18 protein-coding genes are annotated in these 21300 nt (G+C 72.9%); 15 read left to right on the top strand and 3 right to left on the bottom strand.

All coding sequences use genetic code 11. From position 1 onward, the window contains the following. The 15 genes from AC5LSR_RS15790 to AC5LSR_RS15720 form a co-directional block, all read left to right on the top strand. Window positions 1–768, top strand: a 768-nt coding sequence (locus AC5LSR_RS15790) for a mycofactocin-coupled SDR family oxidoreductase (protein ID WP_493468626.1), incomplete at its 5' end; no start/stop codon positions are given. Between the two features lie 566 nt (window positions 769–1334). Then, complete coding sequence (gene mftF / locus AC5LSR_RS15785; RefSeq protein ID WP_493468625.1) at window positions 1335–2477, top strand: mycofactocin biosynthesis glycosyltransferase MftF; 1143 nt, start codon at window positions 1335–1337, stop codon at window positions 2475–2477. After that, window positions 2474–3238 carry a mycofactocin biosynthesis peptidyl-dipeptidase MftE gene (mftE, locus tag AC5LSR_RS15780; protein ID WP_250285756.1) on the top strand — a complete coding sequence of 255 codons (765 nt, stop codon included), beginning with the start codon at window positions 2474–2476 and terminating at the stop codon, window positions 3236–3238. The genes mftF and mftE overlap by 4 nt, the downstream gene beginning before the upstream one ends. A gap of 33 nt (window positions 3239–3271) precedes the next feature. Beyond that, entirely contained in the window at window positions 3272–5494 is a 2223-nt protein-coding gene (gene recD2, locus AC5LSR_RS15775; RefSeq protein ID WP_250285757.1) for an SF1B family DNA helicase RecD2, read from the top strand. Window positions 5495–6009: 515 nt separating this feature from the next. Then, complete coding sequence (locus AC5LSR_RS15770) at window positions 6010–6375, top strand: TcmI family type II polyketide cyclase (protein WP_250285758.1); 366 nt, start codon at window positions 6010–6012, stop codon at window positions 6373–6375. After that, the gene (accA, locus tag AC5LSR_RS15765) at window positions 6372–8147 is read left to right on the top strand and encodes a carboxyltransferase subunit alpha (protein WP_250285759.1); all 1776 of its coding nucleotides are present in this window, start codon (window positions 6372–6374) and stop codon (window positions 8145–8147) included. Before AC5LSR_RS15770 ends, accA begins: the two co-directional genes overlap by 4 nt. Further along, complete coding sequence (locus AC5LSR_RS15760; protein ID WP_250285760.1) at window positions 8144–8740, top strand: acetyl-CoA carboxylase biotin carboxyl carrier protein; 597 nt, start codon at window positions 8144–8146, stop codon at window positions 8738–8740. The genes accA and AC5LSR_RS15760 overlap by 4 nt, the downstream gene beginning before the upstream one ends. 32 nt (window positions 8741–8772) lie before the next feature. Next, a complete protein-coding gene (locus tag AC5LSR_RS15755) occupies window positions 8773–10140 on the top strand; it encodes an acetyl-CoA carboxylase biotin carboxylase subunit (RefSeq protein WP_250285761.1) in 1368 nt (455 codons plus the stop codon). After that, on the top strand, window positions 10137–10397 hold the full coding sequence (locus AC5LSR_RS15750) for an acyl carrier protein (RefSeq protein ID WP_250291636.1): 261 nt from the start codon (window positions 10137–10139) through the stop codon (window positions 10395–10397). The genes AC5LSR_RS15755 and AC5LSR_RS15750 overlap by 4 nt, the downstream gene beginning before the upstream one ends. A gap of 122 nt (window positions 10398–10519) precedes the next feature. Then, window positions 10520–11026, top strand: a complete 507-nt coding sequence (locus tag AC5LSR_RS15745; protein ID WP_250285763.1) for an SRPBCC family protein — start codon at window positions 10520–10522, stop codon at window positions 11024–11026. A gap of 122 nt (window positions 11027–11148) precedes the next feature. Beyond that, window positions 11149–11667: a cupin domain-containing protein gene (locus tag AC5LSR_RS15740; protein ID WP_493465056.1), complete on the top strand. Its 519-nt coding sequence runs from the start codon at window positions 11149–11151 to the stop codon at window positions 11665–11667. Continuing rightward, window positions 11664–12977 (top strand): beta-ketoacyl-[acyl-carrier-protein] synthase family protein, encoded by a 1314-nt coding sequence (locus tag AC5LSR_RS15735; RefSeq protein WP_250285764.1) that lies wholly within the window; start codon window positions 11664–11666, stop codon window positions 12975–12977. Before AC5LSR_RS15740 ends, AC5LSR_RS15735 begins: the two co-directional genes overlap by 4 nt. Further along, window positions 12974–14212, top strand: a complete 1239-nt coding sequence (locus AC5LSR_RS15730) for a beta-ketoacyl synthase N-terminal-like domain-containing protein (protein ID WP_250291633.1) — start codon at window positions 12974–12976, stop codon at window positions 14210–14212. The genes AC5LSR_RS15735 and AC5LSR_RS15730 overlap by 4 nt, the downstream gene beginning before the upstream one ends. Beyond that, on the top strand, window positions 14213–16690 hold the full coding sequence (locus AC5LSR_RS15725; RefSeq protein WP_493465059.1) for an FAD-dependent monooxygenase: 2478 nt from the start codon (window positions 14213–14215) through the stop codon (window positions 16688–16690). A gap of 81 nt (window positions 16691–16771) precedes the next feature. Next, on the top strand, window positions 16772–18154 hold the full coding sequence (locus AC5LSR_RS15720; protein ID WP_445548420.1) for an NAD(P)/FAD-dependent oxidoreductase: 1383 nt from the start codon (window positions 16772–16774) through the stop codon (window positions 18152–18154). Here the strand turns inward: AC5LSR_RS15720 and AC5LSR_RS15715 are convergent. The 3 genes from AC5LSR_RS15715 to AC5LSR_RS15705 all read right to left on the bottom strand — a co-directional run bounded on the left by AC5LSR_RS15715 (window position 18135) and on the right by AC5LSR_RS15705 (window position 21190). Then, window positions 18135–19058: a 4'-phosphopantetheinyl transferase family protein gene (locus AC5LSR_RS15715; RefSeq protein ID WP_250285798.1), complete on the bottom strand. Its 924-nt coding sequence runs from the start codon at window positions 19056–19058 to the stop codon at window positions 18135–18137. The two genes, AC5LSR_RS15720 and AC5LSR_RS15715, sit on opposite strands and share 20 nt — an antisense overlap. Before the next feature lie 154 nt (window positions 19059–19212). Then, window positions 19213–20070: a metallophosphoesterase family protein gene (locus AC5LSR_RS15710; RefSeq protein WP_250291624.1), complete on the bottom strand. Its 858-nt coding sequence runs from the start codon at window positions 20068–20070 to the stop codon at window positions 19213–19215. Between the two features lie 403 nt (window positions 20071–20473). Beyond that, complete coding sequence (locus AC5LSR_RS15705) at window positions 20474–21190, bottom strand: hypothetical protein (protein WP_250285794.1); 717 nt, start codon at window positions 21188–21190, stop codon at window positions 20474–20476. Window positions 21191–21300: the final 110 nt, after the last annotated feature.

Genomic DNA, 21300 nt, shown 5'->3' with positions numbered 1-21300 from the left:
GTGGTGACGGGGGCGGCCCGCGGCATCGGCGCGGCCGTGGTGGGCCAGCTGGCCGCGCAGGGGTGGCGGGTCGTCGCGGTGGACGTGTGCGCCGACCTGCCCGGCGTCGCCTACCCGCTGGGGACGCCCGAGGAGCTGCGCGCGCTCGCCCAGCGCTGGCCCGGCCGGGTCCGCGACGTGGTGGCCGACGTGCGCGAGGCACCGGCCCTGGCCGAGGCTGTCGAGCTGGCCGAGCGCGAGTTCGGGGGAGTGCACGCCGCGGTGGCCGCCGCCGCGGTGATGGCCGGCGGCCGGCCGCTGTGGGAGACCACGGACGCCGAGTGGGACGTCCTGTTCGAGGTCGGGGTGCGCGGGGTGCTCAACCTCGCCCGCGCGGCCGTGCCCGCCCTGCTGCGCGCCGCGCCGCCGCGCTCCGGCCGGTTCGTGGCGCTGGCGTCGGCGGCAGCCCACCGCGGCCTGTGGCATCTGGCCGCCTACAACGCGGCGAAGCACGCCGTCGTGGGGCTGGTGCGCGGGCTCGCGACCGATCTGCGGGGCACCGGTGTCACGGCCACCGCGGTGTCCCCGGGCTCCACCCGCACGGCCATGCTGGACGCGACCGCCGCCCTCTACGACCTGCCGGACGTCGACGGGTTCGCCGGATACCAGCTCCTCGACCGCCTGCTGCGGCCGGAGGAGGTCGCCGCCACCGTGTGCTGGCTGTGCGGCGAGGGCTCGTCCGCGATCACCGGCACCGTGGTGCACGCCGACGGCGGCTTCACCGCGTGACAGGCACCGTGGGCCCGCGGCGGGCTCCCGCGACGCGGACACCGCTGTGACGAACGCCGGAAATCCCGCGAGCCCCAGGAATCCCGCGGACTCCGGGAGACCCACGAAGCGCGCGGACGACGCCTTGGACGCCGCGGGCTCCCAGCGCCCGGGCACTCCCGCGGCGGGAGCCGGCGGCACCCGGGACGAGGGCCGCGCGGGCTCGGGAAGCCCGGCGGACGGTGTCCTGCGGCTGGTCTTCGACCCCGGTACGCGCCGGTGGGCCGACGGGCAGGTGCTGCTCGGCGGTTCCCCGCTGCGGGTCCTGCGGCTGCCCGCCGCCGGCGCCCGGCTGGTCGGGGAGTGGATGCGCGGGCAGCCGGTCGGGCCCGATCCGGCGCGGCGGCGGCTGGCGGACCGGCTGGTGGCGGCCGGAATCGCCCACCCGGTCTACGAACGTCCCCGGCTGCGCCTGTCCGACGTCACGCTCGTCGTCCCCGTGCGCGACCACGCCGCCGCCCTGGAACGGCTGCTCGCCGCGCTGGGCGCGGCAGGTGAGCTGGGTACGGCTGGCGGAGGTGGTCGTCGTGGACGACGGTCCCGTGCCGCCGCTGCCGCGGGCGACGGTCCGTCACCGGCGGCCCCGCGGCCCCGCGGCCGCGCGCAACACCGGCTGGCGGCGGGCGGGCACCGAGCTGGTGGCCTTCCTGGACGCCGATGTGCGGCCCGGGCCGGGCTGGCTGGAGCCGCTGCTGGCGCACTTCGACGCCCCGGACGTCGCCGCGGTGGCTCCCCGGGTGACCAGCCTGCCCGGCCGGTCGTTACTGGCCCGCTACGAGCGGGCGCGCTCGCCGCTGGACCTCGGCGGCGCCGCGGCGCCGGTGCGGCCGGCGAGCCGGGTGAGCTACGTCCCCTCGGCCGCGCTCGTGGTGCGTGCCGCCGCCCTGCGGGAGCTGCGCGGTTTCGACGAGCGGATGCGCTTCGGCGAGGACGTGGACCTTGTGTGGCGGCTGGTGCGCGCCGGCTGGCAGGTCCGTTACGAGCCCGCGTCACGGGTCGGGCACGCTCCTCGCGTCCGGTGGACGGCGTGGCTGCGGCAGCGCTTCGACTACGGGACGTCGGCGGCGCCGCTGGCCGCCCGGCACGGCACGGCCATCGCTCCGGTGCGGATGTCGGTGTGGAGCGCGCTGTCGTGGGCGGCGGTGGCCGCCGGCCGGCCGCGGGCCGGGCTCGCGGCCGCGGCCGGTACGGCGGCGTTGCTGCCACGCAGGCTGGCGCCGCTCGGAGTGCCCGCCGCCGGGGCGCTGCGGGTGGCGGCGCTGGGGCATCTCGGCGCGGGCCGGCTGCTCGCCGACGCGGTGACCGGCGCCTGGTGGCCGGCGGCCGTCCCGCTGCTGGCGGGCACCAGGCGGGGCAGGTGGCTGCTGGCCCTGGCGCTGGGACGGCACCTGTACGAGTGGTACCAGCGGCGGCCGGACGTGGATCCGCCGCGCTGGCTGCTGCTGCGGACGCTCGACGACGCCGCCTACGGCGCCGGGGTCTGGTGGGGCGCCGCGCGCGCGGGCACGCTCGCGCCGCTGCTCCCGGAGCTGTCCGGCTGGCCCGGCACCGGCACGGTGACCGCGTACCTTCGCCGTGTCCTGCAGGCCCGCGGTGCATCCCGCCTGAGACCATGCCACGCGCTGGTTTCGGGAGCGCGTCGCATCCTGGGCGGGAATTACGTGCCGTGACCGCTGTGCGGCCCTGGCGGCTGGCGGAGCTCACCTGGCCCGAGGTGGCCGGACGGGCCGCCAGCAGCGTGCTCGCCGTCCCCCTCGGCGCGACCGAGCAGCACGGGCCGCACCTGCCGCTCACCGTGGACACCGAGCTCGCCACGGCGCTGTGCGAACGGCTCGCCCGCGCCCGCCCCTGGGTGCTCGTCGCGCCGGCGCTGCCGTACGGCTCCAGCGGCGAGCACGCGGGCTTTCCCGGCACCTTGTCGATCGGGCAGGACGGCGTCGAGCTGCTGCTGGTCGAGCTTGTCCGCTCGGCGGACGCGTTCGCCGGGGTGCTGCTGGTCTGCGGGCACGGCGGCAACGCCGCGCCGCTGCGCCGCGCCGTCGCCAGGCTGCGCGGCGAGGGCCGGCGGGTGCTCGCCTGGCTGCCCGGCGGGCCCGCGGACGACGCCCACGCCGGCCGCACCGAGACCTCGGCGATGCTCGCGCTGCGCGGGCAGGCGGTGCGCCTCGACCGGGTCGAGCCCGGGGTGGCCCGTCCGATCGGTGAGCTCCTGCCGGTGCTGCGGGAGTCCGGGGTGCGCGCGGTCAGCCCCAACGGCGTGCTGGGTGATCCCACCGGTTCCTCCGCCCGGGCCGGAACGCGCATCCTGGACGCCTGGGCCCGGCAGCTCGCCGCCGCGGCCGACCAGTGGCACGACAGTCTGCCGCCATCTCATGACAGTCCGCATTCGCCCTGTGACAGTCTGCCGCGGAACGGCGGGAGCCCGTCGTAGAACCGGCGGCCGGCCGTGATATCGGTACTTGCCATGGCAGCCGCGCAGCCGTTCCACGGGTCGGTGCTGGATGCGGTGCTGGAACGGATCACCTACGCCAACGAGGAGACGGGGTACACCGTCGCCCGGGTGGACACGGGGCGGTCCGGCGAGCTGATCACCGTGGTGGGCGCGCTGCTGGGCGCGCAGCCGGGCGAGTCGCTGCGGATGCGGGGGCGGTGGGGCTCGCATCCGCAGTACGGCCGGCAGTTCCACGTCGAGGACTACACCACCGTGCTGCCGGCGACGATCCAGGGTATCCGGCGGTATCTCGGGTCCGGGCTGATCAAGGGTATTGGGCCGAGGCTCGCCGAGCGCATTGTCGAGTATTTCGGTATCGACGCCCTGGACGTCATCGAGCAGCATCCCGAACGGCTGATCGAGGTCCCGAAACTCGGCCCCAAACGGACGAAGGCGATCGCGGCCGCCTGGGAGGAACAGAAGGCCATCAAGGAGGTGATGGTCTTTCTCCAGGGCGTCGGGGTGTCGACGTCGCTGGCGGTGCGTATTTACAAACAGTACGCCGACCGGTCGGTCGAGGTGGTGCGCACACAGCCGTACCAGCTGGCCACCGACGTGTGGGGCATCGGGTTCCGTACCGCGGACACGATAGCCAAGGCCGTCGGGATTCCGCACGACAGCCCGCAGCGGATAAAGGCCGGGCTGGTGTTCACCCTGTCGGAGTCCACCGGGGACGGGAACTGCTTCCTGCCCGAACAGCGGCTGATCGCCGAGGCGGTCAAGATCCTGCAGGTCGACACCGGCGCGGTGATCGAGTGTCTGGCCGAGCTCGTCACCGAGGAGGGCGTCGTCCGCGAGGAGATCCCCGGGGAGGATCCGGACGTCCCCGTCGCCGCGGTCTACCTGGTGCCCTTCCACCGTGCGGAGATCTCCCTGGCCGGCCAGCTCCGGCGGCTGCTGCGCGCGCCTGCCGACCGGATGCCGGCGTTCGCCGACGTCGACTGGGACCGGGCGCTGGCCTGGCTGCACGGGCGGACGCGCACCGAGCTCGCCCCCGCCCAGCGGGCGGCGGTGCGGCTGGCCCTGACCGAGAAGGTCGCCGTCCTCACCGGCGGGCCGGGGTGTGGCAAGAGCTTCACCGTACGCTCCGTGGTCACGCTCGCCCAGGCCAAGGGTGCGAAGATCGTGCTGGCCGCGCCCACCGGCCGGGCGGCCAAACGGCTCACCGAGCTGACCGGGCACGACGCGTCCACCGTGCACCGGCTGCTGCAGCTGCGTCCCGGCGGGGACGCCGCCTACGACCGCGACCGCCCGCTGGACGCCGACCTCGTCGTGGTCGACGAGGCGTCCATGCTCGATCTGCTGCTGGCCAACAAGCTGGCCAAGGCGGTCGCGCCCGGGGCGCACCTGCTCCTGGTCGGCGACGTCGACCAGCTCCCGTCCGTCGGGGCCGGGGAGGTGCTGCGCGACCTGCTGGCGGCGGGGACGCCGGTCCCGCACGTGCGCCTGACGCAGGTCTTCCGCCAGGCGCAGCAGTCCGGGGTGGTCACCAACGCGCACCGGATCAACAGCGGCGAGCACCCGCTGGTGCGCGGCCTGCCGGATTTCTTCTTCTTCGCCGCGGACGAGGCCGAGGAGGCCGCGGCGATGACCGTGGACGTGGTGGCCCGGCGGATTCCCGCGAAGTTCGGGCTCGACCCGCGCCGGGACGTGCAGGTGCTCGCGCCGATGCACCGCGGCCCGGCCGGCGCCGGCGCGCTGAACACCCTGTTGCAGGAGGCGCTCACCCCGGCGCGTCCCGACACGCCCGAACGCCGGGCCGGCGGGCGGGTCTTCCGGGTCGGCGACAAGGTCACCCAGATCCGCAACAACTACGACAAGGGTGCCAGCGGCGTCTTCAACGGCACCCTCGGCGTGGTCACCGGCATCGACCTCGACGAGCAGAAGGCCGCGGTGCGTACGGACGAGGACGAGGACATCGACTACGACTTCACCGAGCTGGACGAGCTCGTCCACGCCTACGCCGTGACCATCCACCGCTCGCAGGGCAGCGAGTACCCGGCCGTCGTCATCCCGGTCACCACCAGCGCCTGGATGATGTTGCAGCGTAACCTGCTGTACACGGCGGTCACGCGGGCCCGCAGACTGGTGGTGCTGGTCGGGTCGCACCGCGCCATCGGCCAGGCCGTGCGCACGGTCAGCGGCGGCCGCCGCCACACCGCCCTCGACCACCGGCTGCGGATCTCTGCTCCGTAACGCCGCCTGTGCCCAGGCCGCCCTGGCCTGTCTCCCTGAGCCGGCCCCCTCCTTCGGGACCCGCCCTGATCATCGATCAGAGGTCGGATCATGAGAACGAGGGAACAAACAGTCGCTGTGGCAGCCGCTTCCGTACTCGTTCCATGCTCACCTTTCCTGGGTGGGGCGGGGGGACGGCTGTCCGGCCGGTGTTGTCGGCCGGCTGTCCTTGCTGGCTCGCTCGTCGGGTCGGTCGGTCGGCCGGCTTGGCAGGGCTGGTGCGGCAGGGCTGGTGCGGCAGGGCTGATGCGGTGGGGCTGGTGTGGCGGGGCTGGTGCGGGTGGCCCCGGGGAGGGGCGGCCGCTCTCCGCCAAAGGTCACGCAGACGGCAGCGGTGGACGCGCTGTGTGATCACCCTTACTCTCGGTAGGGGGGTCGGTCTGAACCGGAACGTTGTCGCCGTGAATGGGTCAGTGACCCCGCCGGCCCCGGTCCCGGGGTTTTCCCGGCCCGTTCGGTGGAGGGGGACACCAAATATGCACAGATCCTTGATTGTTGCCAAGATCACACCTGGCGCGGAAAAGGATGTCGCGCGCATCTTCGCGGAATCGGACGCGACCGGACTTCCGCGGATCGCCGGCGTCACCCACCGTTCGCTCTATTCGCTCGGGGATCTCTACGTCCACCTGCTGGAAACGACCGGGGACGGCCGGCGGGCAGTGGACAACGCGCGCGGCCATGAGGAGTTCGCCCGCGTCAGCGAGCGGCTGTCCCACTACATCCAGCCCTATCTGCCGACCTGGCGGTCACCCGAGGACGCGATAGCGCGGCGTTTTTACACCTATGAGCCCGGCTCCGCCGGGGTGGCCCATGAGGCCGGCTCCGCCGGGGAGGCCGCGTGAGGGCCACGGTCGCCGAGGCGGACGTGGCCGCCTGGAGCCGGTGCGGCTCCTGTGCCTCGCTCGTCTACGGCAAACGGCTGGCCCGCAACCTCTACGTGTGCCCGGAATGCGGCTACCACGACCGGCTGACCGCCGCCCAGCGGATCGACCAGCTCCTCGACCAGGGCAGCTTCCGGCCACTGCTGGTCGAGCCCGTCCACTTCGACGTCCTCGGGTTCACCGACACCCGGCCGTACGCCCAGCGCTGGGAGGCTGCCCGGCGGGAGACCGAGCTGGCCGAGGCGGTGCTGTGCGGCGCCGGCGCCATCGGCGGCCACGAGCTCGTCGTGGCTGTGATGGACTTCCGCTTCCTCGGCGGCAGCCTCGGCTCGGCGGTCGGCGAGATGATAACGCTGGCGGTGGAGCTCGCCGTGGACGAGGCGCTCCCCCTGCTCATCGTCTCCACCTCCGGCGGGGCCCGGATGCAGGAGGGCTGCCTGTCGCTGATGCAGATGGCCAAGACCGGCATCGCCATCGAGCGGCACCGGGAGCACGGCCTGCTGTCCATCAGCCTGGTGACCGACCCGACCTACGGCGGGGTGGCGGCGTCGTTCGCGACCAACACGGACGTGATCGTCGCCGAGTCCGGCAGCCGGATGGGTTTCGCCGGCCCCCGGGTCATCCGGCAGACCATCGGGCAGGAACTGCCCGCCGAGTTCCAGAGCAGCGGTTTCCTCGCCAGCAAGGGGCAGGTCGACATCGTCGCCGACCGGACGGACCTGCGGACGGTGCTGACCAGGCTGCTCGCCGTCGGCCGGCGGGAGCAGCGGGACGTTGACCCGTCGAATGACCCGTCGAATGACCTGCCGAATGACCTGCCGGTGGACGGGCCGGCCGGCTCCGGCGTGCTCATCACCGACCCGCAGCGGCTGGTCCAGCGGGACCCGTGGGAGACCGTCCGGCTCGCCCGGGACAGCGCCCGGCCCACCGTCCGGGACTACCTCGCCCGGTCGTTCGACTCCTTCATCGAACTGCGCGGTGACCGGCTGTACGGGGACTGCAGCGCCGTCGTGGCGGGCATCGCGGAGATCGACGGGCTTGCCGTGGCCGTGGTCGGGACCGAGAAGGGGCACTCGACCCCGGAGCTCGTCGCGCACAACTTCGGCATGCCCCAGCCCGAGGGCTACCGCAAGGCCATGCGGGTGATGTCGCTGGCGGCACGGCTCGGCCTGCCGGTGGTGACGCTGATCGACACCCCCGGCGCCTACCCCGGCCGGGAGGCCGAGGAGCGGGGGCAGGCGTCCGCGATCGCACACGCCATCCAGCGGATGTCCGCGCTGTCCACACCGGTCGTCGCGGTGATCACCGGTGAGGGCGGCAGCGGCGGCGCGCTGGCGCTGGCCGTCGCCGACCGTGTCCTGGTCGCGGAGAACGGCGTGTTCTCCGTGATCAGCCCCGAGGCGTGCTCGTCGATCCTCTGGAACGACACGCGGGCCGCGGCCGAGGCCGCCCGCGCGCTTGGCCTGAACGCCCCGTGGCTGCTGCGGCTGGGCATCGTCGACGCCGTGGTGCCCGAGCCGCTCGGCGGCTCCCAGACGGATCACCTCGCCGCCGGCAACCTGCTGCGTCAGGCGGTGCTCGAGGCCCTGCGCCCGCTGCTGTCACTGCCGGCGGCCCACCTGATCCGGGCCCGGCGTTCGCGCTTCCGCCGCTTCGGCCAGGCGGCCGTGGTCACCCCCACCGACATCGCGCCGCCGCAGCCGCGCGAACGACACGAGGAGAAGGCCGTATGAGACCGGCCAGCACCAGCGACCAGCGCCAGCACGTCCTGAGCCGGCTGCACGAGCACGCGACCCGGCTGGCCGGGGAGCTGCCCGGCCAGCTCGGCCGCATCCGCCTCTGCTCCGGGGATGTCGCCATCGAGGTCGAGTGGTCGGGGGCGGCAGGCATCGGCGTGCTCGTCCCGGCACCGTCCGCCGGAGAGCCGGCCGTGAGAAACGGCGCCCTCGCCAACAGCGCCGGCGTCAACGGTGCTCTCGCGAACGGCGCCGCGGTGAACGGCGCCACGGCAGCCGGGGCCGCCGTGAACGGCGCCACCGCGAACAGCGCCGGTGAGAACAGCGCCGGTGAGAACACCGTGGACGCCGACGTGGCTGTTGTCACGGCCCCGATCGTCGGGACTTTCTACCACGCGCCCGAACCGGGGGCGGAGCCCTTTGTCGCGGTGGGGAACGTCATCGACGCGGGCGCGACGATCGGCATCATCGAGGCGATGAAGCTGCTGAACCCGGTCACCGCCGACATCGGCGGGACGGTGGCCCGGATCTGCGTCGGGAACGGGGAGGCGGTCGAGTTCGACCAGGTTCTCGTCGAAATAGCGCCGTAGCGGGATTCTCATTTCACGCGGGGGGTGAAGATTTGTTCCAGAAAGTTCTCATCGCGAACCGCGGCGAGATCGCGCTACGGGTGGCCAGGGCATGCCGTGAGCTCGGTATCCGGACCGTCAGCGTCTATTCGACGGCGGACCGGGACTCGCTTGTCCATCGCCATACCGACGAAGCGGTGTGTATCGGGCCGCCGCCGTCGCGGCGCAGCTACGCCAACGCGGCGGCCATTATCGAGGCCGCGAGAATGACGGAGGCGGACGCCGTCCATCCCGGCTACGGGTTCCTTTCCGAGGATCCCGACTTCGCGGAGATATGCGCCGACGCCGGCCTGGTGTTCATCGGCTCGCCGCCGGCGGTGATGGCCTCGCTGGGGGACAAGAGCGTGGCCCGGGTCCTGATGCGCCGGGCGGGCCTGCCGCTGCTGACCGGCAGCGCCGATGTCGCGCGCAGCGTCGCCGACGCGCGCGACATCGCCGATGCCATCGGCTATCCGGTCATCATCAAGGCGGCGGCCGGTGGCGGTGGCCGTGGCATGACGGTCGTGCGCTCGGCCGCGCAGCTCGCGACCGCGTTCGCCGACACCCGGGCGGCGGCGCGGGCGGTCTTCGGCGACGACCGGATCTACGTGGAGCGCTTTCTCGAGCGGGCCCGTCACGTCGAGGTGCAGATTCTCTGCGACGCGCACGGCGCGGGCATCCACCTGGGCACCCGGGACTGCTCGGTGCAGCGCCGCCACCAGAAGCTGGTGGAGGAGGCGCCCGCGCCCGAGCTCGATCCCGACCGGGTGGCCGAGATGTGCCGGGACGCGGTGCGTGGGGCGCTGTCGGTCGGCTTCACCGGCCTGGGCACGGTCGAGTTCCTGGTGGACGAGGACCAGAACCACTATTTCATCGAGATCAACAGCCGTATCCAGGTGGAGCATCCGGTCACCGAGATGGTGACGGGCTGCGATCTCGTCCACGAGCAGCTTCATGTCGCGGCCGGCACACCGCTGCGGCTGCGGCAGGAGGACGTCGTCCTGCGCGGGGTCGCCGTCGAGTGCCGGGTCAACACCGAGGATCCGGACCGCGGGTTCACCCCGGCCGCCGGCCGGCTGGACCGCTTCACCCCGCCGGCCGGCCCGTTCGTCCGGGTGGACACCCACGGCTTCCCCGGCTACCGGGTCAGCCCGTACTACGACTCGCTGCTGGCCAAGGTGTCGGTCTGGGCGCCCAGCCGGGCCGAGGCGCTCAGCCGGGCCGAGCGCGCGCTTGGCGAGTTCGACGTCGACGGGCCCGGCGTACGTACCACGATTCCTTTCATCAAACGTGTGCTGGCCGACACCGAGTTCCGCAAGGGGCGGTATTCGACCAGCCTGGTCGACCGCCTGGTAACGGATTCCGGAAAGGTGCGGAAATGAGTGTCGAAGCTACTGGGGAAACCCGGTCCGTCGTGACATCAGCCACGATCCGCGAAATTCTCGTCGAGCGGGCCGGCGTAGATCCGGACGTTTTCGCCGGAAACGAGTCGCTTTCGCTCACGGAGCTGCAGATCGACTCGCTGGCCGTCCTCGAGCTACAGGCGGTGCTGGTCGAGAGGTTCGGTGTGGAGGTTCCCGACGAGGCCGTCACGATGACCGTGGGGGAAATCGCCGCCGTCGCGAACGAGGGCCGCTGAGGGCGGCGTCACGGGCGCAGGCCCGTGAAAAAGGACCGCGAACGAAGGCACGTGGGTGACGCCCCGTGCGCGGAAGCCGATGGGAAAAATGCCGGGACAATTTCAGGGAGGTCTCGTAGGAGATGCCGGGACACACACAGAAGTCGGTGTTCATCGCCGCCCCGTTCGATGTCGTCTGGGACGCGACGAACGATCTGGAGAACTGGCCCGACCTGTTCACGGAGTACGCCTCGGTGGACGTTCTCGAACGCGAGGGGGACACCGTCCGTTTCCGGCTGACTATGCATCCGGACGAGAACGGCCAGATCTGGTCGTGGGTCAGCCAGCGGACGGTCGACCGCGGCCTGCGTGAGGTGCGCGCGCACCGGGTCGAGCCCGGCCCGTTCCAGTACATGAACATCTACTGGTCGTACGAGGAGGCCGACGGCGGCGTCCGGATGACATGGGTGCAGGACTTCGCCATGCGCCCGGACGCGCCGGTCGACGACGAGGCGATGACCGTCCGGATCAACACCAACTCGGTGATCCAGATGGAGGTCATCCGGGACAAGGTCGAGAAGCTGGCGGCCGGCGGGGCCGGTGCCGGTGTGGCCGGCGCGGCCGGTGGGGCTCGCGACGCGGGCGCATAAGCCGGTGAGAACGGGCGCATGACGAGTGAGAGGAAGTACCGGAGATGGCTGTCGCATCCTGCTGTCGACATGTGGCCGTCCGTGATGTTCCGCCGGACCGGCGGCGCGGGGGAGAGCTACGGGTGCTGCTCGGTCCACGCACGGTCGGTAGCACCTCGGGCTTCATGGGCGTGGCCACCCTGCTGCCCGGCGAGAAGATCGCCGAACACTACCATCCGTATAGTGAGGAGTTTCTGTACGTAGCCACTGGGGGCATCGTCGTCGACTGCGACGACGTACCGGTGGCCGTCGCGGCCGGCGAGGGGCTCTACATCCCGGTCGGGGCGCGCCACCGGCTGCGCAACACCGGGGCCGAGCCGGCGTCGGTGGTCTTCCACCTCGGACCCCTCGCCCCCCGTCCCGAACTCGGGCACGTGGACACCGAGCAGGCCGAGGGCACGGCGGAGGCCGAGGGCACCGGGCAGGCCGGGCAGGCCGAAGAGGCCGGGAGCGCGGGGGAGACCCGGGGGGGCGGGGGCGCCCGGCAGGCCGTGACCGTGACCGCCGGCCAGGCGCGTCCCGAGCCGCTGCTCCCCGGCCAGGTGAGTACCGGCCAGGTGGGCACCGAGCGCGCCGACGGTGATCCGGTGGCCTCGGCGTGAGCGGCCACCGCCGCGTGGTGGTGACCGGGGTGGGCGTGGTCGCGCCGGGCGGGGTGACGCGGGAGGCGTTCTGGTCCACCGTGACGGCGGGGCGGACGGCCACCCGGCGCATCACCCTCTTCGACGCGTCGCCGTTCCGGTCCCGGGTCGCCGCCGAGTGCGACTTCGACCCGGCCGCCGCCGGGCTCACCCCCCGTCAGGTGCGGCGCTCCGACCGTTACATCCAGTTTGCCATGGCCGCCGCCGCCGAGGCCGTCGCGGACAGCGGGCTCGTCCTCGACGAACCGACCGCGGACGCCACCGGCGTGACGATGGGCACGGCGGTCGGGGGCACCACGGCGCTGGAGACCGAGTACGTCGTGGCCAGCGACAGCGGCCAGCAGTGGCTGGTCGATCCCGACTACGCGTCGCCGTTCCTGTACCAGGCGCTGATGCCGAGCAGCCTGGCGGCCGACGTCGGCTGCCAGTTCGGCACCCACGGCCCGGCGCAGGTCGTCTCCACCGGCTGCACGTCCGGGATCGACGCCATCGGCTACGGCTACCAGCTCGTCGCCGACGGGGAGGCGGACGTGATGATCGCGGGTGCGTCGGACTCCCCGATCTCCCCGGTCACGCTCGCCTCCTTCGACGCGATCAAGGCGACGTCGCCGGACGACTCCGATCCCGAGCACGCCTCCCGGCCCTTCGACCGGGACCGCAAGGGCTTCATCCTGGGCGAGGGCGGCGCGGTCCTCGTCCTGGAGGAGTGGGAGCACGCCCGCCGCCGCGGCGCGCACGTCTACTGCGAGGTCGCCGGTTTCGCCACCCGCAGCAACGCCTTCCACATGACGGGGCTGCGTCCCGACGGGGTGGAGATGGCCCGGGCCATCTCCGACGCGCTGGCGCAGGGCCGGCTGGCGCCGACCACCGTCTCCTACATCAACGCCCACGGCTCGGGGACCAAGCAGAACGACCGGCACGAGACGGCGGCCTTCAAACGGGCGCTGGGCGAGCACGCCTATCAGGTGCCGGTCAGCTCGATCAAGTCCATGGTCGGCCATTCGCTCGGCGCGATCGGCGCGATCGAGATGGCGGCCTGCGCGCTGGCCATCGAGCACGGGGTGGTCCCGCCGACGGCGAACTGGGCCAACCGTGATCCGGAGTGCGATCTCGACTACACGCCGAACACGGCACGTGAGCACAAGGTCGACGTCGCGCTGTCGGTCGGCAGCGGTTTCGGGGGCTTCCAGTCGGCCATGGTCTTCCGGGCTCCCAACGGCCTGCCGGCCGCGGAGGGCACTGGGAAGAGGAAAGCGGGGGCCGGACGGTGACGCCGCGCGCTGTGATCACCGGGATCGGGATCGTCTGCGCGAGCGGGATCGGCGTGGACACGTACTGGAAGACCGTGCTGTCCGGGGAGACCCGGATCGGGCGCATCACCCAGTTCGACCCGTCACGCTACGACACCACCCTGGCCGGTGAGGTCGAGGGCTTCGGGGCGGCCGAGCACATGCCGAGCCGGTTCGTCGTGCAGACGGACCGGTGGACGCACCTGGCCTTCTGCGCCGCCGGCCAGGCCCTGGCGGACGCGGGGATCGACCCGGAGGCCCTCGACCCGTACGACATGTCCGTCGCGCTCGCCAGCGCCTCGGGGGGCAACGCGTTCGGCCAGCGCGAGCTGCAGCACCTGTGGAGCTCCTCGTCCCGCACGGTCGGCGCCTACCAGTCGATCGCCTGGTTCTACGCGGCCACGGTGGGGCAGCTGTCGATCCGGCACGGCATGAAGGGGCCGTCGGTGGTCCTGGTGTCGGAGAGCGCCGGCGGCCTGGACAGCTTCGCCCACGCGGCGCGGCTGGTCCGCCGCGGGACCCCGGTGGTGCTCGCCGGCGGGACCGAGGCACCGCTGTCCCCGTACGCGCTGACCTGCCAGCAGCACAACCATGCCATGACGTCCCGCACCGACCCGGCCCGCGCCTACTGCCCGTTCGACGTCGACGCGGACGGTTACGTCCCCGGGGAGGGGGGTGCCGTCTTCGTCGTGGAGGACCTCGGCCACGCCCTGGCCCGCGGCGCCCCGGTGATCTACGGGGAGATCGCCGGGGCGGCGGCCACGTTCGACGGCCGCCCGTCCCGGCGTCGCGGCGGCTTCGACGTGGAGCAGTACGCCCGGGCGATGACCACGGCGCTGCACCGGGCGGGCCGGCGTCCCGAGGACGTCGACGTGGTCTTCCCCGACGCGCTCGGGCTGCCCGCCGCCGACCGTGACGAGTCCGCCGCGCTGCGGGCCGCGTTCGGCTCGGCATCACCGGCGGTGACCACGCAGAAGCCGCTGGTGGGGCGGATCTACCAGGGCGGGGCGGCCCTGGACGCGGCCACCGCCCTGCTGGCCATGCGGCACGACCTGCTGCCGCCGGCGGGCGTCCGCACGCCCGCGCCCGGATGCGACCTGAACTTCGTCGCCGAGGTGACCCCCGCGCCGGTCACCACCGCGATGATCAACGCCCGTGGTTTCGACGGGTTCAACGCGTCGGTCGTCCTACATCGCTATCAGCAGGAGGAGAAGTAGATGCCCAACGTGGACGCGACCGGCGGAACCGGGGTCGGGGCGGTGGTGCGCACGGCGCTCGGCACCGCCACCGACACGGTGCGCACGCTGCTGCGCATGCGTGCCCGTCCCGGCCGTGAGCAGGAGTTCGAAAGCGCCTGGCTGAAGGCCGCGGAGGTCATCAGCACGGTGCCGGGGAACATCCGCCAGGACCTGATGCGCAACCCGGACCGGCCCGGCGAGTACGTGATCGTGGCCGACTGGGAGAACCGCTCGGCGCTGGACGCCTTCGGGCGCAGCTCGCACCGGGACCAGCTCACCGCCGCCCTGCGCGACCTGCGCGACGACGCCGAACGCAACACCTACGACGTGCTGCACACCCTGGACGGGCGGGGGCCGGCGGTGCGGGTGCTGGTCACCACCACCGTGCCCGAAGGCGAGGAGGACGCGTTCGAGCAGGCGTTCCTCGAGGTCGCCGAGGCCATGCGCGGGGTGGCCGGCCGGGTCCGGGAGGAACTGCTGCACGAGCCCGGCACCGGCACGTTCCACCTGCTGGCGGAATGGGCCTCCGAGCAGGCCTTCCTGGCCTGGGTGGGGGACCCGAACCACAGCGACCGCACCAGGCAGCTCATCCCCTTCCTCGACCGCGGTTTCTCCCGCCGCATCTTCTCGATCGTCGCCCGCCCACCGGAGGACGAGGTCAACGCCGGCGCGAGCCCCGAGGCGGCCATCGGCGCGGACGCCGCCGGCGCGAACGCCCGCCCCAGGCCGGGGGCGGCCCCGCAGCAGCGCCCGACAGCGGCCCTGAGCACGGCCGCGGCCGCGACCATCCGGCCGCGGGTCGCCGGTGCCCGGCGGCCGGAGCCGGAGGCGGCGACCGACGTGCTGGTCGTCGGCGCGGGGCCGACCGGCCTGACCCTCGCCGTCGAACTCGCCCGCCGCGGCGTCGCCTGCCGGCTGGTGGACAGGAGCACCGAGCCGCCGGGCCAGGCGGACAAGGCCATCGGCGTGCACTGCCGGACGATGGAGATCTGGGAGGACCAGGGCATCGTCCAGGAGGCGATGGACGCCGGCATCTGGCTGAGCGGCCAGATCGTCGTCGTCAACGGGCACCAGACCCACCGCGTCGAGTGGGACCTGCCGGAGCTGCCGTACGCCCACCTCGGGCTGCCGCAGTACGAGACGGAACGCGTCCTCACCAACCGTTTCGCCGCCCTCGGCGGGACGATCGAGCGGGGCGTGGAACTGCGCGGCCTCACCCAGGACGCCGCCGGCGTGACCGCCCGGCTGGCGGGCGCCGACGGCGAGACGACGGTGCGCGCGAAGTACCTGGTGGGATCCGACGGCGCGCACAGCACCGTCCGCAAGGAGCTGAACCTGGTGTTCAACGCCGGCGCCGGGCGGTTCCCGCAGCTGTTCATGCTCGCCGACGTCGAGGTCGACTGGTCGCTGCCCGAAGGCTATCTGCTGCGCTTCCTGCACGAGACCGACGGCAGGATGGACGGGATGCTCGTGTGCGTCCCGCTGCGGGGCCAGGGCCGCTACCGCATCGCGACCATGGCCCCGCCGCGGATCATGGCCGAGGCCGCCCGCACGGACGTGCCGCCCGGTTTCACGAAGGAGTACGAGCCGCCAACGCTGGCCGAGTTCCAGGCCGCGCTCGACGGGCTGGCGCCGCCCGGGACGACCGCGCGCAACCTGCGCTGGTCGTCGATCTTCCGGATCAGCCACGGGATCGTCGACCGCTACCGGGTCGGCCGGGTGTTCGTCGCCGGTGACGCCGCGCACCTGCACCCGCCGGCGGGCGGGCAGGGCATGAACACCGGCATCCAGGACGCCTACAACCTCGGCTGGAAGCTCGCGCTCGCGGCGGGCGGGCACGCGGGGCCGGGCCTGCTCGACAGCTACGAGGCCGAGCGCCGCCCGGCCGGGGAGTCGGTCATGGGCCGCGCGGTGCGGGTCGCGTTCACCGACGAGATGGACAACGAGGACGAGAAGGCGCAGTTCCTCGACGAGATGCAGATGACCCTGACCTACCGCGGCAGCCCGCTGGTCGGGGAGGCGCTGGGCTGGGACGCCCCGGACCGCGGGCCGGCGGCCGGCGACCGCGCGCCGGACGTGCACGGGCTGGCCCGCCGCGGGGTCGGGCACCGGCTGCGGCTGTTCGAGCTGATCCACAGCGGCGCGCACACGCTGCTGTTCTACGGGGACGCCTCCTCGACCGAGGAGGACCTGCGCGGCTACGAGAAGATCGCCGCGGCGATCCGCCGGCAGGCCGCGGGGCTGATCAACGCCTACGTCGTGCTGGATCCGGACGCCGTCGCTCCTGCGGGCCTGGACCTGCCCGTCATCCGCGACACCGAGCGTGACTACCGGTCCGTCTACGCGACCACCGGGCCGTGCGCCCACCTGATCCGGCCGGACGGGCACATCGGCTTCCGCAGCAGGCCGGTCCTTGCCGGCGCCCTTGAAGATCACATACGTGCTGTTTTCGGATGACGACAGCCGATCGCGCCTCGGCGTGCGGCAGCGACGAAATGTGCGGAGTGTGATGAGCTGACATGCAGAACGGGGAGTTGCATGGCAAGCGGCAGGCGGCTGAATGTCGTGGTGTGCGGTGCCGGAATGGCGGGGATGACGGTCTCCCTCGCGCTGGCGCGCCTCGGGCACGCGGTCACGCTGATCGAGCGTGACACCACGGTCAGACCCGCCCGGCTCGACGAGGCCGGCGGCTGGCGACGGACCGGGGTCGCGCACCTGCACCAGCCCCACGCCTTCCTCGCCCGGATCCACGCCGAGCTGCGCGCGGGCCTGCCCGGCACACTCGACGCCCTGCGGGCCGCCGGCGCGGTCGAGGTACCCCTGCCGGACGGGACGCGCTCGTTGCGGTGCCGCCGCAGCACCCTGGAGTGGGTGCTGCGGCGTGACGTCGAGACGCAGCCCGGGATAGAGCTGCGGGCCGGGACCGTCCAGCGGGTGGAAACGCGGCGGGGAGCGGTCGTCGGGGTGCAGCTGGCCGGGGGCGGGCCGCACCCGGCCGATCTCGTGATCGACGCCGGCGGCCGGCGTGGCCGGCTGACCAGCGGGGCCCGGGACGCGGAAGGCTTCGACGAGCCGACCAACGAGGTCTACGTGTCCCGCCGCTACCGGCTGCTGCCGGGACAGCGGTTCACCGCGGTCAACCGCTGGGTGCTCGGGGTCGAGGAGGCCGACGGCTACGCGCTGCTCGTCTTCCCCCACGATGCCGGCACCTTCACCGTCGCCTTCGTCCACCTGCCCGGGGACCGGGCACTGGCGGGGCTGCGCCGGGCGCCGGTGTTCGAGTCGGCCGCCCGCATCATGTCGCTCGGGGCGGCCTGGACCGACCCGAACTTCGCCGAGCCGGTCTCCGGCGTCACGGTCATGAGCGGGCTGCGCAACACGTTCCATCCGCTGGATCCGGCCGCGCCGCTCGGCCTGCACGCGCTCGGTGACACCGTCTGCACCACCAACCCGCACTTCGGACGGGGCTCCTCGCTGACCGTCGCGCATGCGTTCCGGCTCGTGCGGGCGGTGGCCGAGGATCCCGGCGATCCCGCGGCCTGGCGGGACCGGGTCGACGCCTGGGTCCGCGGCGAGCTGCGGTCGTGGTTCGACGACGCCCAGCAGCTCGACCGGGCACGTGCCGCGGCCTGGCGGGCGGCCGTCGACGGCGGGACGCCGGCCATCCCGTCGATGAGCCCGCCGAGCCCGGCGTCGCTGCCACGGTTCGTGCTGCTCGCCGCCGCCGGTGTCGACCCGACGGTCGCGACGGCGGCGCTGCGTCACATGCAGCTGACGGATCCACCCGAGGCGCTGGACGCGGTGGAGCCGCGGGTGACGGGCCTGATCGCGCAGGGCTGGCGCCCGAGCCGTTCCCCGGGTGTGCCCACCCGGGCCGAAATGGTCGAGACGATTTCCGCGGTCAGCGTCCCGGCACGGTGATCGCCGTGATGACCAGGCCGTTGCGGGCCAGCCAGCGGCCGGTGAAACCGGTCAGCCGTTCGGGGGCCTGAGGCTCCGGGGAGACCGATCTCTCCGCGGAGGGATCCGTGGAGAGATCCGTGGAGAGGTCCGTGGAGAGGTCCGTGGAGAGATCGTTGCCGGGCCGGCCCCTCCCTGGCGGGACGCCGCCGGGGAGCACCGGCCCGTCCACCAGCAGCCGGACGGAGAAGGTGCCCCCGGCCAGGTCGATCGTGATCGACGCGTCCTCGAAACCCAGCCAGCGCCGCGCCAGCGGGAACCACGCCTTGTAGACCGACTCCTTCATGCTGAACAGCAGCCTGTCCCAGTGCACGACGGGATCGTCGGCGGGAGCACCGGGCGGCAGCGGCCCCGGGCCCGCGGTGGGACCGCCGGGCGGCAGCACACCCGAGCGCGCGGCGGGAATGCCATGCGCGGCGGGAATGCCATGCGACACGCTGCCCGGGCGCGCGGCGGGGCCGTCGCGCAGCAGCGGGTCGAGCCAGGCTCGCTCCTCGGGCAGGGCGATCTGGTCGAGCACGCCCGCCGGCAGGGCCGCGTTCGGCTCGGCGTCGATACCGACCGTGAGGATGTCGGCGGACCAGGCCGCCACCGCGGCCCGGTAGCCGGCACAGTGCGTGATGCTGCCGATCACCCCGGCGGGCCACTGCGGCTCGCCCTTGGGCCCGCGCAGGATCGGCACCGGCGGTATGCCCAGGCCGGCGAGCGCGCGGTGGGCGCACACCCGGGCGGTGGTGAACTCCCGGCGGCGCTTGTCCACGGACCGCGCGAGCGCGGCGGCCTCCGCGGGGAACAGCACCGCGTCCGGGTCGTCGGTGAACGCCTCCACCGCGACCACCGCCGGATGCAGCAGCGTGGCGAGCAGCTCGGCCCCGGGCCCGGCGACGGCCCCGCCGGACGGGGTAGCGGTGCCGGACGGGGGGGCGGGGACGGACGAGGTGACGTCAGCCACGTCTCTTCCGGCTGCGGCGCTTCCGGACACGCCGGTCCCCAGCGTCCCGGTCCCTGGTATTCCGGGCTCAGTCATGCCGCTCCGGCTCCGGGAGTATCTGCCGGGGAATGTTGCGCGGGCCGTTCCAGCGGCGCCACTCCCGGGGATAGCCGATGGAAACCTCCTCGAACCGGACGCCGTCATACCACGTCGTCCGGGGAATGTGCAGATGGCCGTAGACCACGGCGGCGGCCCGGAACCGCTGGTGCCAGTCGGCGGTGTGCTCCGTGCCGCACCACTGCGCGAACTCCGGATAGCGCAGCACATAGGTCGGATCCCGCACCAGCGGGAAATGGTTCACCAGGACGGTCGGCAGCCGCGGGTCGCATGCCGCGAGCCGTTCCCGGGTGTGCTCGACCCGGGCCCGCGACCAGGCGTCCACACTCGGGTAGGGGTCGGGGACCAGCAGGTACTCGTCCGCGCAGACCACACCCGTGCGGTGCGCCACGGCAAGCGCCTCCTCCTTGGAGGAGGTACCGGCCGGCCGGAAGGTGTAGTCGTAGAGAAGGAACAGCGGCGCCACCGTGACCGGGCCGCCGGCGCCCTCCCACACCGGATACGGATCCTCCGGGGTGAGCACGCCCAGGCGCCGGCATATCTCCACCAGATGCTGGTAACGCCGCTCACCGGTCAGCCGCACCGGATCCTTTTTCGGCGTCCACAGCTCGTGGTTACCAGGCACCCAGATCACGGTGGAGAACCGGGAACGCAGCAGCGTCAGCGCCCATTCGACGTCCGCGACGACCTCACCGACGTCACCGGCGACGATCAGCCAGTCCGCGTCCGACTCCGGCCGTAGTTCCTCGAGGAACTGCCGGTTCTCGGGGTACGCCACATGCAGATCACTGATGGCGAGCAGCTTCCCAGCCACCCGGAACGTGGTCACCCCTCCGACTTTACCCAACCCCGCCACCGGAATCGTCCGACACGACAGCACGAGACAAGTACGGGACAAGTGTGTAACAACCGCCCGCTCGCCGCGTCCCGGGCCGATGCGCCTGTCATCGACCCGGAGCGCGCGGGCCTCTCGCGTGCCGGCGGTGATCACCATCGACCTGGGCTGGGCGTACCGGGCTGGGCGTAGCCGTTGCGGACGGCGGGGCCGCCGATCGCCGGCCCCGCTCGTCGGCCAGCTCCGCCGGGTAGGCGTCGACATCCGCTTCCAACGCCACGGCGATCATCCGTCGGATGCCCTCGCGCACGAGCCCGGTCGATCAGCGACGGTGTCGGGCCGCCCTCGAGGGAACCGCCGTCCTCCACCGCGACCCCGTCATTCGGCGTCCGCTTTCTCAGCTGCCATCGAGCCTGCTCGCGAGCTGGTCGCACATCCGGTCGGACGAGCCAAGCCACATAAGCGTGTAGTTCTGGCCGTCACGGCTGGTCGTGGCATAGTCGGCACAGACAGTCGGCTCTATCTCGGTCGCCCCGTTCGGGGTGAGAAAAGCCGGGCGCGCTGGTGCTATTTTCTCCAGCAGCAGGCAGGTGCCCACGTCCAGGACGGTGGCAGGCAGCTTGCCACGGACGACCGCCACGACACCGACCGACCAGAGATAGTTCTTGTGCTGGTAGATACCGATGGCCAGCCGGTCGGTCTTGTAGGCGCATTCGGCCGCGCCGTTGACCGCTATCACCCTGTTGGCGAACTGCGTGAGTGCCGGCAGGAACGGGGTTGTGCCGTTCCGGAGGATGGACCGCTGACCGGCGGGAACAGCGGCGAGCACCCGGTCGGTGAGCTGCGAGAACTTCAGACAGGGATCCTCGGCAACCGTCCTGATCTGGTCGTCTGGAAGATCAGGCAGGAGCGAACGGGTCGTGGACCCGGGTTGTGCGCAGCTGTTCCCTGTCTCCTGGCCCGGGTTCGTCGCGCCCCTGCTCGGCGGCGCGCTCTCGCTCGGCCGCGGTGCCGGCCTCGCGCAGGAGGGAGCCCCGACCAGGAGAAAAACGGCGATCATCGATAAAACAGCCATGAACATGCGCCCACCGTGCAGGCGTGCCGGCTTACTCATCGCTGGAAACCCTGCTTTCTTCATATGGCTGGCCTGTCGGGGTGACGGTGCAACGTGCGGTGTGTCAGGCACCGCGGCTGCCTTCGCTGTCCGGACAGACCCGCCACCGG

The organism is Protofrankia sp. CiP1_Cm_nod4 (genome assembly GCF_982290645.1).
Note: the sequence above shows the minus strand (reverse complement) of the source record. Positions and strands in the feature narration are given on the sequence as shown.